The 13,400-nt window shown below is 57.1% G+C and carries 15 protein-coding genes; 10 read left to right on the top strand and 5 right to left on the bottom strand.

Going from position 1 to position 13,400, the window contains the following annotated elements; genetic code table 11:
• The first annotated feature begins 55 nt into the window (after positions 1–55).
• Positions 56–1,669 (top strand): FAD-dependent oxidoreductase, encoded by a 1,614-nt coding sequence (locus J3362_RS16830; RefSeq protein WP_349521302.1) that lies wholly within the window; start codon positions 56–58, stop codon positions 1,667–1,669.
• A 58-nt stretch (positions 1,670–1,727) separates the two neighbouring features.
• On the top strand, positions 1,728–3,386 hold the full coding sequence (locus J3362_RS16825) for an acetolactate synthase large subunit (protein ID WP_349521301.1): 1,659 nt from the start codon (positions 1,728–1,730) through the stop codon (positions 3,384–3,386).
• 112 nt (positions 3,387–3,498) lie between these two features.
• On the opposite strand, the gene J3362_RS16820 is transcribed toward J3362_RS16825, so the two are convergent.
• The 5 genes from J3362_RS16820 to J3362_RS16800 form a co-directional block, all read right to left on the bottom strand.
• Positions 3,499–3,744 carry a hypothetical protein gene (locus tag J3362_RS16820; RefSeq protein ID WP_349521300.1) on the bottom strand — a complete coding sequence of 82 codons (246 nt, stop codon included), beginning with the start codon at positions 3,742–3,744 and terminating at the stop codon, positions 3,499–3,501.
• Between the two features lie 161 nt (positions 3,745–3,905).
• On the bottom strand, positions 3,906–4,688 hold the full coding sequence (locus J3362_RS16815) for a DUF5602 domain-containing protein (protein ID WP_349521298.1): 783 nt from the start codon (positions 4,686–4,688) through the stop codon (positions 3,906–3,908).
• Between the two features lie 207 nt (positions 4,689–4,895).
• Complete coding sequence (locus tag J3362_RS16810; protein WP_349521296.1) at positions 4,896–5,639, bottom strand: SGNH/GDSL hydrolase family protein; 744 nt, start codon at positions 5,637–5,639, stop codon at positions 4,896–4,898.
• Positions 5,640–5,663: 24 nt separating this feature from the next.
• Positions 5,664–5,996, bottom strand: a complete 333-nt coding sequence (locus tag J3362_RS16805) for an SMR family transporter (RefSeq protein ID WP_014576437.1) — start codon at positions 5,994–5,996, stop codon at positions 5,664–5,666.
• A gap of 97 nt (positions 5,997–6,093) precedes the next feature.
• Entirely contained in the window at positions 6,094–7,119 is a 1,026-nt protein-coding gene (locus J3362_RS16800; protein WP_349521295.1) for a T6SS phospholipase effector Tle1-like catalytic domain-containing protein, read from the bottom strand.
• A 490-nt stretch (positions 7,120–7,609) separates the two neighbouring features.
• On the opposite strand from J3362_RS16800, the gene J3362_RS16795 reads away from it, so the two are divergent.
• The 8 genes from J3362_RS16795 (at position 7,610) to J3362_RS16760 (ending at position 13,351) form a co-directional block, all read left to right on the top strand.
• Positions 7,610–8,089, top strand: coding sequence for a cupin domain-containing protein (locus J3362_RS16795; RefSeq protein WP_349521293.1), 480 nt, complete (start codon positions 7,610–7,612; stop codon positions 8,087–8,089).
• A 142-nt stretch (positions 8,090–8,231) separates the two neighbouring features.
• On the top strand, positions 8,232–8,900 hold the full coding sequence (locus tag J3362_RS16790) for a hypothetical protein (protein ID WP_349521292.1): 669 nt from the start codon (positions 8,232–8,234) through the stop codon (positions 8,898–8,900).
• Between the two features lie 473 nt (positions 8,901–9,373).
• Complete coding sequence (ltrA, locus tag J3362_RS16785; protein ID WP_349521291.1) at positions 9,374–10,699, top strand: group II intron reverse transcriptase/maturase; 1,326 nt, start codon at positions 9,374–9,376, stop codon at positions 10,697–10,699.
• Positions 10,700–10,805: 106 nt separating this feature from the next.
• Positions 10,806–11,108 (top strand): DUF2004 domain-containing protein, encoded by a 303-nt coding sequence (locus J3362_RS16780; protein ID WP_349521289.1) that lies wholly within the window; start codon positions 10,806–10,808, stop codon positions 11,106–11,108.
• A gap of 30 nt (positions 11,109–11,138) precedes the next feature.
• On the top strand, positions 11,139–11,483 hold the full coding sequence (locus J3362_RS16775) for a hypothetical protein (RefSeq protein WP_349521288.1): 345 nt from the start codon (positions 11,139–11,141) through the stop codon (positions 11,481–11,483).
• A gap of 79 nt (positions 11,484–11,562) precedes the next feature.
• A complete protein-coding gene (locus tag J3362_RS16770; protein WP_349521285.1) occupies positions 11,563–11,877 on the top strand; it encodes a hypothetical protein in 315 nt (104 codons plus the stop codon).
• A 90-nt stretch (positions 11,878–11,967) separates the two neighbouring features.
• Positions 11,968–12,534, top strand: a complete 567-nt coding sequence (locus tag J3362_RS16765) for a hypothetical protein (RefSeq protein WP_349521283.1) — start codon at positions 11,968–11,970, stop codon at positions 12,532–12,534.
• Positions 12,535–12,661: 127 nt separating this feature from the next.
• Positions 12,662–13,351 (top strand): VIT1/CCC1 transporter family protein, encoded by a 690-nt coding sequence (locus tag J3362_RS16760; RefSeq protein ID WP_349521282.1) that lies wholly within the window; start codon positions 12,662–12,664, stop codon positions 13,349–13,351.
• Positions 13,352–13,400 lie beyond the last annotated feature (49 nt).

Raw genomic sequence — 13,400 nt, 5'->3', positions numbered from 1 at the left:
TGGTACCGGTATATCTTTAAACCTGACAACTCATTGCAATCGGGTCGGATGCGATATGGCTAAGGTGATTTCCTCAGACATTCTGGTGGTCGGCGGCGGGCTGGCCGGTATTGTCGCGGCTCTGGAAGGCCTGCGCGCCGGCAAGTCCGTAACCCTGGCAGACCGGGATACGGAAGAGCGGATGGGTGGCCTGGCACTGTGGGCCTTTGGCGGCATGATGCTGGTGGGTACGCCACTTCAGAAACGCATGAAAATTGCCGACACACCGGAGATTGCCCTGGAAGACTGGCTCAGCTTTGGCGAGCTGGCCCCCGACGATGAATTGCCCCTGCAATGGGCCCGTTACTACGTGGAGCATTCATGCTCCGAGGTCTACGACTGGCTCAGCAACGAAGGCATCAAGTTTTTGCCGGCTGTGAACTGGGTTGAGCGTGGGCGCTTTGGCGATGGTAATCGTTTGCCCCGCTACCATGTGGTGTGGGGCACTGCCCGGGAACTGGTCCGCTGCCTGATGACGGCGCTGCACCGGGAGAACACCAGCGGCAAGCTCACGCTCCTGCACCAGCATCGCATTACCGAACTGGACCACGAAGCGGGAAAAGTCAGCGGCGCCCTGGCCATCAACGAAGCCACCGGTGAGGAAGTCCGCTTCGCGGCGTCGGCCGTGGTTCTGGCCACTGGTGGCATCAACGGCAGCCACAAGGAATGCCGGGCCAACTGGCCGGTGGATCGCCCACAGCCCACCCGCATGTTGAATGGTGCCCACCCCTATGCCGATGGCCGCATGCATCACTGGGTGGCCGACACCCTCGGAGGCCGGATTACCCACGCTGGCGAAATGTGGAATTACGCGGCTGGCTTCCCGCATCCGTACCCCCACTTTCCCGGCCACGGCCTGTCCACCATTCCCTGCAAGTCGGCCTTGTGGCTGAACCACCGTGGCGAGCGGATTGGCCCGGAACCCCTGGTGACCGGCTTCGATACCCACTGGCTGTGCCAGCGCGTGGCGGAACAGGAAAAGCCCTGGACCTGGCATCTGCTCAACTGGCGCATCGCCGCCAAGGAATTTGCCATCTCCGGCGCCGAGCATAATGCCCGCATCCGGGATAAACAGTTCCCCCAGTTTGTGAAAGAGCTGTTGCTGGGCAACCACGCCCTGATTCGGCAGATGCAGCATGAAAGCCGGGATTTCCTGGTGGCAGACAGCCTGACGGATCTGGCCGGCAAGATGAACGCATTGACCTGCTCCAACGACATCAACCCGGCAACACTCAAGGCCACCGCCGATGCTTTCGATGCCAATTTCGCGGCAGGCACCAGTCTCCATGACGATCCCCAGATCCGGATGATCCAGCACGCCCGGGAATGGAAGCCAGACCGCCTGCGCACCTGCAAACCGGAACCGCTCCAGAAATCCGGCGCTGGCCCGTTTATCGCTATCCGCATGCAGCTGATTACCCGCAAGAGCCTGGGTGGCCTGCAAACCGATCTGCAGAGCCGCATCCTGAACGCCCATGGGCAGCCTGTCGAAGGCCTGTATTGTGTAGGCGAGGCCGCCGGCTTTGGTGGCGGCGGTGCGAACGGAAAACGTTCCCTGGAAGGCACCTTCCTGCCCGGCTGCATCATGACAGCCCGGGCGGCTGTGCGGGCCATCGTAGCCGGAGGCTGAATCCTGTGGGCAAAACACATAACCAAAACCCCGAACCCGGAAAGCTTGGAGAACAACAATGACAAACGGCGCTCAAGCCCTGATGAAAACCCTGGTGGATGCCGGTGTTGAGGTCTGCTTCAGCAACCCCGGCACCAGTGAAATGCACTTTGTGGCTGCCCTGGATGACGAGCCCAAAATGCGGGCTGTGCTTGCCCTGTTCGAAGGCGTCGCCACCGGCGCCGCCGACGGCTATGCCCGCATGGCCGACAAACCTGCCGCCACCCTGTTGCACTTGGGCTGCGGGCTGGGCAACGGCCTGGCCAACCTTCACAACGCCCGCAAGGGCAAGGTGCCCGTGCTGAACATTGTGGGCGACCACGCCACCTACCACGTGAAATACGATGCCCAGCTACAGTCTGATATCGAGACCGTTGCCCGCAACGTGTCCCCGGGGTTTGTGCGCACGGCCAAGAGCACCGAAATCCTGTGCCAGGACGCCGCCGAAGCCATTGCCGCCGCTCGCACCGCGCCCGGGCAGGTGGCCACACTGATACTGCCGGCCGATGTGTCCTGGGGGGAGGGCGGTGTGCCCAGCGCGCCCATGGCACCGCCGACACCGGAGCCGGCAGACGATGCCACGGTAGAGGCCATTGCCAAGGCCATCCGCTCCGGCAAGAAAACCGCCCTGTTGATGGGCGGCCATTCCCTGCGAGAGCCCAGCATGCTGGCGGCTGCCAAACTGGCCGCCCACAGCGGCGTTACCCTGCTGGCGGAAACCTTCCCCACCCGCATGGAGCGGGGTGCCGGCCTGCCTTACATCGAACGAATCGCCTACCTGGCAGAACTCGCTACGGTGCAGCTTACCGATATAGAGCAGCTGATCCTGGTGGATTCGAAGGCGCCGGTTTCCTTCTTCGCCTATCCCGGAAAGAAAAGCTACCTGGTGCCGGATACCTGCCGGGTACACACCCTGGCCGCCCCGGACCAGGATATTCTGGCCAGCCTCAACAAACTCAATGACGCCGTTGGCGCCAGCCAGGCGCAGCCGAAGCTCCAGCCAGAGAAGCGACCGGGCCGGCCCCGGGGCAAGCTGACTGCCGAGAAAGTCTGCAAAGCGGTAGGCGAGTTGATGCCCGAGAACGCCATCATCGTTGACGAGGGCATCACCTCCAGCCTCATGCTCTCGGTCATGACCGCCGGCGCGCCCCGCCACGACATGATCACCCTCACCGGCGGCGCCATCGGCCAGGGTCTGCCCAATGCCGTGGGTGCAGCCGTGGCCTGCCCGGACCGGCCGGTCATCGCCCTGATTGGCGACGGCACCGCCATGTACACCATCCAGGCCCTATGGACCATGGCGCGGGAGCAACTGAACGTCACCTCCATCATCTTCAACAACGCCTCCTATTCAGTGCTCAATATCGAACTGGAGCGGGTCGGCGCCGAAGAGGCCGGGGAGAAAGCCAAATCCCAGCTGGACTTGCGGGGCCCGGTGATCAACTTTGCGGAAATGGCTAACGGCATGGGCGTTCACGGCGTGCGGGTACACACCGCTGAGGAAATGGCAAAGGCCCTGGAATACGCCCAGAGAATGCCCGGGCCGCACGTGATAGAGGCCATGATTCCCGAGTCACTCAGTGGCGTGAAACGCCGTGTACTGCCCTGGATGCTGCGGGCACTACCCAGCCTTCCGGTATCAGTTTCCCGGGCGCTGAAGCGCAAGCTTGCGCCTTAACAGGATTGGCGAACGCCTACATTCAATTGGGTGAAGAAAGCGGGCCTGTCTACTGCGGAGGAGACAGGCCCTTGGCTTACTGGGGCTCAACGGTCCCGCTCAGCCGGGTGTATCAGAGCTTGGAGAGCTCCGCATCGAATGCTTTGGCACCCGCATCGGTAAACTCATAAGCTCCACGAATATACTTCAGCGTTGCCATTTCTGTATCTGTAACGCCTTGTCCATCCTTGGCGGATTTGAACAGGTCTTTTGCTTCGTCGACTGAGATTTTGCCCTCGCCCCGACCCGTGGTGTGTTTTACCGCCAGATCAATGAGCTCTTTCTCATATTTGTTGCCATCAATTGTCACATAAGCCATAAGAATATCCTTCCGTGAGGTACTGGATCGTTCTTTCCGGAACGTTAATGCTTATGCCGGAGAATGTGCCGAGGATCGGCACATTCCTTAATTTAGCCCCTTGGTCAAAAAATGCACAGGTTATTCGTAATGAGATCCTGAAGTGCATTCTTGCCGGATCCTCAGTCAGACCTCTCCAGATCTTGGAGCGCGATGGTGTATTCACTTTTCACAGCATCAAATCCAATCCGATAGGTCGCCGGGTACCACGCCGGGTAGCTATACCGCTGGGGTTGCTTTACCGGTGAGGTCATCTCCGGAAGCGACTCCAGAAAAGCCAGCGATACCATCGGCTCAACGAACATCAGCTCGCCTTTGTAATAGCCGTAGATGAAATTGTGGCTGAACGGTTGGTCATGGAATTCATGCCCGGCAGGGTCCAGGCCGTGCATTCCCATCTTGTCCACGGCCGTATCTGGAGGGATGACATAACCAGCCGGAATCAGCTGCGGGTCTGGTGCCGCCATGGCCAATTCACGGCCTTCGCCATGGAAGGTAATCGCTTCACGCTCACCATTGCTGATCAGGTAGAAATGCACGTCGAAGTGGGGAACGTTGTAAACCCCTTCCGGGATATGGCCAGCAGGGTTCCAGTCAAGGAGAACGTGATCGTAGCCGGTTTGCGGGCCGGCGTCCGGCATGGGTAATGAGAACTCCCAGACCATTCTCTCGCCCTGAACAGCAGGCAGTCCCTGAAGCGCCTCTTTGGTCATAATGATAGACACAGATTCAGGTTCGTTCATCCCGTTTGTCGTGACTTCCACGCGTACTGTGCCGTTACCGACGGCGACCGGGACTCCGGTGAAAACCTGCAGGTCGGCCGCGATGGCGACATTGGCATAACCAAAGCAGGACACCGTAGCGACGGAAAGGCTGGATCGGAACAGACAAAGAGCAGTTTTCATCTCATCACTCCTCAATGACAGAGACCCTGCGGCAGAACTAGTTAGGCTAGAAAGCGATTCACAAGGCCGTTAGGCCATAGCCCTTCGGGCTGACTCAGAGGAGATCGGATTTGGCAGGTTAGGCTGACAGCAGTAAAACGCGCTTCCTGTCTGCACGCTTCTCCCTACTACCACCAGAACGGGATTTGGCTGGATCTGATTACTATATCAGTTGGCCTGGCTATCGCTACTGAAAAGTTGCTCCGGGATAGCTTTGTCTGCCAGTGCCTCAGCAATGTACTGGTAGCCCCGCTTGCCAGGATGATAACCGTCACTGGCAAGCAGCGCCGGATCCGTGACCACCGGGTACTTCAGGTGCTTGAAGTCTTTGGGAAACTGCTGTGCAAGGCGGATATAGAGCTTATCCAGCTGCCGGGCCCGCCATCCCATCACATGCCGAAGCGGCGAAGGCAGTGCCGTGAACAGATGCATCGGCGGCACGCTCAAAAGCAGAATAGGCCCCGAATACCGTGGTGCCAGCATTTGGCGCAATGCCCGCAACTGCCGGCGGAAACGAAACCGGGGCGTGAAGCCCGTGGTGTCGTTCACCCCCATGCTTAACAGCACGACATCTGCCTCTGGCAACTCGGCGGTTTCCAGCTTGTGAATCAACGCCCCGAGCCGGATGCCGTTGACCCCGAAGGTATGCCAGGCAATGGTCTGGCCCGTGCGCTCGCGGATTTCCCTTGCCAACTGGCTGGCCAGGCCCTGATCGTGGGTTCCAACACCGACACCGGCCGCCGTGGATTCGCCAATTACCAGGACTCGCCTGGCGGGAGCACCTTCACCGTATTGACCGCACGGAGAGCCTCCGGCCTCCGGCAACCTGGGCGTTGTGCGGCGCGCCTGCTTGCCCTGGTAGAGCAGTACCGGAAAGAGCAGGGCAGTAGTCAGCCAGAAAGGGAGATGCATGGGGGCTCCGATTATACCGTCAGGTTAGTGAGCGACTGACTTGGAAAACAGATTGATCACTGCAACACCGGTGATGATCAGCGCCATACCAATCACAGTGGCGGCATCCAGAGCCTGCCCGTAAATCAGCCAGCCGATAAGTGCCACCAGCACAACGCCCATCCCCGCCCAGATGGCATAGGCCACGCCTACGGGAATTTCCTTCAGGGTCAGCGAGAGGAAGTAAAAGGCAATTGTATAGCCGGCAATCACCAGCAGGCTGGGCCACAGTCTGGTGAACCCTTCACTGGCTTTCAGGCCGGTGGTGGCAATCACTTCCGCTACGATGGCAACGCCCAGAAAAATCCAGCTCTTCACAACTTACAGCCCCCATTGTTGAACAACCGCCCGGCAAGATCGAACGGCACTCTGTGGCTGCGGAGTCTATCAAAAACCAGGCCGATAACGCGCGGGCTCATCCCGGCCAGAGCGGTGGCCATTGGCCGTGGAGCTTGTTGTACTGCTCAATCGGCTCGCTGCGGTAGCCGCCGGCATAGCGCTCTTTCACGCTGGGATGCACCCAAGTGCGGTTGGTCTCGGTCGGGGGTATCTCGCGCACCAGCTTGCCCAGCAGCTTGTACTTGCCCTTGTACTCATTGTGCTGCTCGGCGTTGGCGTGGGTTACGGCGGGCAGGGAATCGTTGAACACCAGGGCGTGTTTTTGCGCTTCTTCTTTCAACCACAGCAGGGGGATGTCCGCCAGGGTGCGACCCTGCTTGTCTGGCTCGTAACCTCCGCCGACGTCTGAGTGCACCCCGGCAAACCACACCTGAGCCAGATCGGTGCCGTCTCGCGGCTCCCAGAGCGTGGGCTCGAAATCCTCCCGCTGCTCGTCCAGCGAGAGCGCGTGGCGGGCGACGCGAATATTGCTGCCGATCTTACAATCGTAGAACAGGTCCCGATCCTTGATCAGTCCGAAAAAAGTAAACGGCAGGCCCAGGGCGCCCACGGTATCCCACACCCCAACAAACCGAATGGGCGTGCGCTGCTCCAGCGAATATTTCGCCTTCCAGGCCATGGAGTGGTCGCCGTTGGCTTTGTGCTTCTTGGTTTTGTAGAGCTTGAAGGCCTCCTCGATCCGGCTGCCGTGTTCTTTTCGCAGAATGCTGCAGTTATTGATCATCCCGCAGAGGCTGCGGGCCGTGTAGGCACCGCGGCTGAACCCGAACAGGAAAATCTCGTCGCCGGGCTCGTAGTTGTGCACCAGAAACCGGTAGCCGTCCATCACGTTCTTCTCCAGCCCGTACCCGGTGGCGCCGGCGCGGAGTGAATCGTGGTAGGAGCCAATGCCCCAGTCGTAGAACACCACCTGCTCCACCCCGTTACCGTCGGTAGGCCGGATGGCGCGGGCAAATTGCAGAACGTTGGTGGGAAAGTCCTCACCCAGGACTTCTTCCGGGCGGTTCCAGGTGCCATCAAAGCAGACAGCAATGCGTTTCATGGGAGTGACCTCCTGTCGTTTTGTTTCCCCGTGCCCCGCCAGTTGAATGGAGAGCAACCTTGCCCACCCTCCGGCGCATGGAAACGACCGGTACATCCTGTTTGGTGGGCATAGATGAGTATCTCAGGTATGTGAGTGGGAGGGTAGTGCCGAGGCGCCGGGCGCTGGAGTTATACGCACGCGTTCGCAGAACTCCAGATGTCACATGAGAAATGTCGGTAACTATCTGATAGGGTTGGAAAGATGGAAAAGGATGGGTGGAGTTATACGCCCTCGGTAGGAGCAGGAGTGTCTCAAAAGAGGGCGTATAACTCCGGCGGTAACCGTGGTAATTGGCGCTCAAGATGCTGTTTTACGAGAGAAATCCGCCTTTTCTTGAGCGCGTTTGAATGGAGTTTTACGAACGGGTGATATGCGAACGCATTCGTATAATTAGCTGTTAGGCGTTTAGTGCTACCTTGTACCCATCACCATTGCGGGAGCGTGGAAAATGACTAATGAGAAAGTTGTTACGAACTTGGATGCTGCGAATTTCAGCAGCAAAGGTGATGGTGGAAAATTCCAGTTCAAACATGCCCGAATCGGTGCGATGCTCGGCCTCAAGAAACTAGGCTGCGGCCTTTTCGTCGTCCCTCCAGGCAAATGTGCGTTCCCTTACCACGCCCATTCAACGATGGAAGAAATGTGCATCATTCTAGAGGGGGAAGGAACTCTGCGTCAGAACGACACTGAACAGCCAATCCGCGGTGGAGATGTAATCGGCTCGGGTCTCGGTGATGCCCATCAAATCATCAATACATCCGATTCAGACTTGCGGTATGTCGTTATCTCCAACAATGAAAACGTGGACGTCGTGAGCTATCCAGATTCAGACAAGATTCTCGCGGTCTCGGGTGCATTCGGCAAACCGCTTTGGCACATAACGAAGCGAGAGTCTGGTACTGATTACTATGACGGCGAGAGCGAGTAGCAAGCCTGTTCGGCGTCCTTTTCGACGCGCGCCTAACAAATCGCTGCAGCGGACATTTGACCCGCCACCCATTTTTGCTGCCGCAAAAACGGGCGTCGCCTCAAATGCCGCTGAGCTCAGGCGTTAAATTTCGGAAGCTACCATGAAGTGTTGGGCCAAAGGTGTATCGGAATGCAGCTCAACCCAGTCGAGGGAGCATTACATCTCCAAGGGGTTGTTCAGCGATAAAACGCTATTCGTGGAAAATGCTCCGTTTCTCGGTGGTGAAAGTAAGGAAATCGCAAAGGCTTCGCTAACAAAAAAGTGTTTGTGTAAGAAACACAACGAGCAACTGTCAGTGTATGACGACGAGGCAATCCGCTTTGGTGAGGCACTGAAATACTGTCTGGAGCTATCCGCCAAGCGCAGAAATTCGACTGCAAAGAAGTTCAGTCCACACAGAAAAGATGTCGATGTAGATCGCTTTTCTAGATGGTTGCTAAAAACCTATCTGGGCCTGTTCGAGTTTTTTAAGTATCCGTCCGCGATCGCACCAGAGACACTCGCAGCGTTGGTTTTTTCAAAGCCTGCGGTTACTGACTTTCTGAGGCTTGAAGTTTCTATGGCAGTGTCAGAAGAATTTCAGATAGTTGAGGTCGTATCGATTGCGCCATTAGAGAAGGATGGGAGAACAATCGGCATGCAGGTGCAGCTGTACGGTGTTCGATTGAACTGTTTTTTTAGCGACAAGCCGGAGTACAAACAAAAGCCGCTGAAGATCAGATTTAGCGAATACAACCAGGGTAAATCCTGTGAGATACGTTTCAGATGAATTTAACAAGGCGCGTAAGGCGGACGGCCGTCAGCCGCCGCTTCGCTTGGCGTGTGTGCCGGGCATGGCACAGAACTAGGGAGGTGAAAGTCCTCCTGCCAGGTGTTCGCAGAGCCGAAGGCTAGGAGAAGGGCAAGGGCGTCATCGCGAGGTGGGGTCTGGAGGAAGCCTAATCCAAAGCGGCGGGGCGACGAACAGGAACCCGATACGAGGTGTGGTACATCCGGGGCGAGCGGGCACGTGACCGCGAAGCCCTCCTTCTGCGACCGGGATGTACTTTATAAATCGGGCGCTCACGCCGTGAAAGCTCTGTGCCTTACCCCGGGAGGTCTGCCGCGTGTGGACGGACCCACTGAGAGACGAGCGATCGTCTCTGATCGCGTGGCAGAAATCAGCAGAGGGCATAGTAGGTTCGCCCGTGAACCGAAGGCCCGAACAGAGACAGGAGTCGAGAGTCCGTGCAGGGAAACGGGATGGCATCCGCAAAGCAGCTAGCGCTGCCCCTGGAGTCTCCAGGGGATGAACCCGTTGCCGGAAATCGGGAAGACTCGCACTCCGTTCAACCCTCACCGTGGATGGCGCGTGTATTGAGCAGGGACAACCTCAATCGCGCCCTGAAACAGGTTCGACGTAACAAAGGAGCGCCGGGCATCGACGGCATGACCGTGGATGAACTGCCGGATTATTTGCGCCAACACTGGCCGGAGATCCGGCAACAGTTACTCCAGCAGAGCTACCGACCAAAACCGGTCCGTCGGGTCACCATTCCCAAAGCCAACGGCGGTTCCCGCCCTCTGGGCATCCCGACGGTGCTGGACCGCTTTATCCAGCAAGCAATCGCTCAGATTATCCAGCAGGATTGGGAACCCCGCTTCCACCCACACAGCTACGGCTTCCGTCCGGGACGCTCTGCGCATCAAGCCGTCCGATACGGACAGCGCTGCGCCCGGGAAGGTCGCAGCTGGGTGGTAGATCTGGACCTGGAAGCTTTCTTCGATCGGGTAAATCACGACCGCTTGATGGCACGTCTGAAACGGCACACGCCGGACCAGCCGCTGCTCAGGTTAATCAACCGGTACCTGAAGGCAGGTGTACAGATCGACAGCCGCAAAGCCCCGACACCCGAGGGCGTGCCGCAAGGCGGGCCACTGTCTCCGGTACTGGCGAATGTGGTGCTGGATGAGCTGGATTGGGAGCTGGAACGGCGCAACTTGCACTTTACCCGCTACGCGGATGACTGCCAGATCTACGTGGGCAGTCACCGTGCAGGAGAGCGGGTGATGGTGAGTCTGACGCGCTTTATCGAGGACTCGCTGAGGCTCACAGTGAATGCACGAAAGAGCGCGGTAGACCGGCCCTGGAAGCGAAGCTTCCTGGGCTTCACCCTCAGCCGGAAAGGGCAGCGCTTGAAAGTGGCTGACAAAGCCATCACCAAGCTGAAAACCCAGATCCGGATACTGAGCCGCCGAACACGGGGCCACTCTCTGGCCCAGGTGATCGCAGATCTGAAAGAGACCCTGCTTGGTTGGAAAGCGTACTTCGACGAAGCCGAAGTGCTGAGCCCGCTGCGAGATCTGGACAAGTGGATACGGCGGAGAATGAGATGTTACGTGTGGAAGCAATGGGGCCGAAGAGGGTATCGTGAGCTGAGAAAGCGGGGCGTCTCGGTCAAGTTGGCCTGGAACACCGCGAAATCCGCTCACGGCCCGTGGCGTCTGAGCCGTTCACCGGCCTTGGCGCAGGCATTGCCGGCCCGAATCTTCCGGAGCTATGGGCTGCCGGAACTGGCGGCTCGGTAGAGGATTGAATCAAGTCACTGAATCGCCGCGGTACGTGATCCGTATGCCCGGTGATGTGGGAGGAGGGGCTTCGTGAGGAGCCTCCCTATCCCGATTAGGTGTATTTATGAGCAGTCAGAAGAAAGCTCTCGAAGCTATCAAACGATCAGCCGGCACCGAAGCGGGCGAGTACGGAATTGATGGGTTTGTTTCGCATCACTTGGAAGAGCTTCCCGAGAGTTATTGGCAGAAGCATCTTGGAATCTCTGCACCATCCAATGTGCAAATAATTGGGCTACTGGTCCTCAGACAAAAATGGGACGACGAAGAGGTATACGACTTTACTCTTCCTGATGAAGTGACGGATTACGTGGTTAGTGTGTCATTCGACGACGATGGGCAAGTCGAAGAAATCGTCATGGAGAGTTAGCCTCCACCTAAACAAATGTTAAATGTACGAATGAACTACGACGAATATATCGAGGAAGTTGAACGATTCTCAGATGATGAGGTGGTTGCTCGTCTAGCAAAGCATCTTTCAGAGTGGAAGCAGGACGATACTGATGCCACCAAGCTAGCAGATTCAATTGAGCGATTCTTTGGTAATTCCTGGATTGAGAGAAAGGAAACGCATAGTCACCTGTATCACCTCTGGTCAACGTTCAAAAAAGAGGCCATAGAAGGCATCGGCGGACTGACTATGAACGAGAGACTGTATTTTTTTGGCCTATTTGAGCGGTTTGACAATTCGCAGTCAGAAACAGCCCGTAAGGTGATTTATGCCAAGCTCTGCGCAAAGACTTAACAAATTGCTCAAGTTCACCGCTTGTCCGGCGCGGGGCTCGCAGACGTTCTGATGTTGCCAATCTCAAGGGAATGATATTTTGTATCTTAATGAATATGTGGCTGCTTTTGGGGAATATCCTCTCTTCTACACTGCTGCGACTGCTTTCTATGGTTTAGTGGTGCTTGGACTGATTCAAGCAAGTAAATGGGATTGGAAGGCAGGCATATTCGCGCTGGCTTTGTCGTCAGGTTTAATCTTGGCTTGTTTGACTACGTTGCCTAGTGAGGTATTAGGTGAGGGCGGGGGGATAGCTATGCCAATGCAGGCACTTGATTATTTTATCGCCAGCTTTGGGGGTTTTTTAGGTAGCATGATTGGGCTCGGAGTTTTTTTGGTGCAAAACTCGGGTTGAATCAATCCACCTGCTTCGTTTTTAACAAGCCGCGTAAGTCGGACGCCCCTGACGGGCCGCCGCTTCGCTCCGCGTTATGGATAAGTAGCTATGGATTGGAAGACGTTCGTTGCGCAAATTATCGATACTTTGGCATGGCCAGCGGTCGTGCTCATCGTTATATACCAACTGCGCGACAAGATCGCGGAGCTTCTCCCTCGGCTAAAGAAATTCAAGCACAAGGAAACGGAGATCGAGTTCGCTGACGGTGTGACCGAGTTGGTTCAGGAGCGTGAAGCAACCGGGGGTGCTGCAATTGAGTTGCCCAGGTCAGATGAGTTTAGAGATGAATTCGATTTTCTGGTGCGTTTGGCAAATATTTCTCCTAGGTCTGCGGTAATTGAGTCATTCCGAATTCTTGAAGCAGCAGCGGCGAAAAAGGCAGCAAGGCTCTATCCTCACGATGAAGGGCGGTCAGTCCGAAGTCCTCTTCAGCTTCAAAAGATGTTGAAGGGAGAGGTCTTTGATTCGCAGCAATACCATCAGTTCAATCAATTAAGAAAGCTGCGCAACGAGGCAGCTCATACAGAAGACTTTGACGTCCGGGGTATGCACGTCGAGGCTTACATTGATATTGCATTGTCCTTGGCGGCTCGCTTGGAGGGTGACAATCCATAACCAGTCATTCCAGTTCGTTCCGGCCCTAGCGGGCCTCCACCGGACGGCCTTTTCTGCGCTTCGCTACGCAAAGGCCGCTGAACAAAAGCGTTAGGCGCTGCTGCCCACCTTTATATTTGGACTTCGCATGAAGCATTCTGAACGGCACAGAACAAAACGGATCGGCTGGCTGCGTGCTGCAGTTCTTGGTGCAAACGACGGGATTGTATCTACTGCAAGCCTGGTCCTGGGTGTGGCGGCGGCAGGGGCGGACTCCAAGGCTGTGTTGGTTGCAGGCGTTGCTGGTCTAGTTGCTGGCGCTATGTCTATGGCAGCAGGTGAGTACGTGTCAGTCAGCTCTCAAGCCGACACCGAGGGGGCCGATCTTGCTAGAGAGAAGGCCGAGCTGGCTGATGCGCCTGAACAAGAGCATGCGGAGCTTGCCGAGATCTACGTCAGGCGCGGGTTAGACCGGGCGCTCGCAGACACAGTAGCAAGTCAACTGATGAAACAGGATGCACTGGGCGCGCATGCCCGCGATGAACTTGGCATTTCAGAAGTCTCTACTGCCCGTCCAATCCAGGCTGCGTTTGCATCGGCAGGCACATTCTCGTTAGGTGCGGCCCTTCCCCTATGCGTCGTCCTGTTGTTTCCAGCGTCGTTGCTTATGTGGGCCGTCCCCGGCAGTTCACTGCTTTTCCTTGCCTTGCTAGGCTCATTGTCAGCGAAAGTCGGCGGCGCTCCTGTTTTTAAGGCTGCCTCTCGGGTTACGTTTTGGGGGGCATTGGCAATGGCTTTGACGGCTGGGGTCGGTGCGCTTTTCGGGGTGGCCGTATGATGTGCTGGCGGTGCATTTTTCCGCCTAACAAGGCGCTGCTGTCGGACAA

This window comes from Marinobacter sp. NFXS11, from assembly GCF_040148675.1.
Taxonomy (GTDB): Bacteria; Pseudomonadota; Gammaproteobacteria; order Pseudomonadales; family Oleiphilaceae; genus Marinobacter.
Note: the sequence above shows the minus strand (reverse complement) of the source record. Positions and strands in the feature narration are given on the sequence as shown.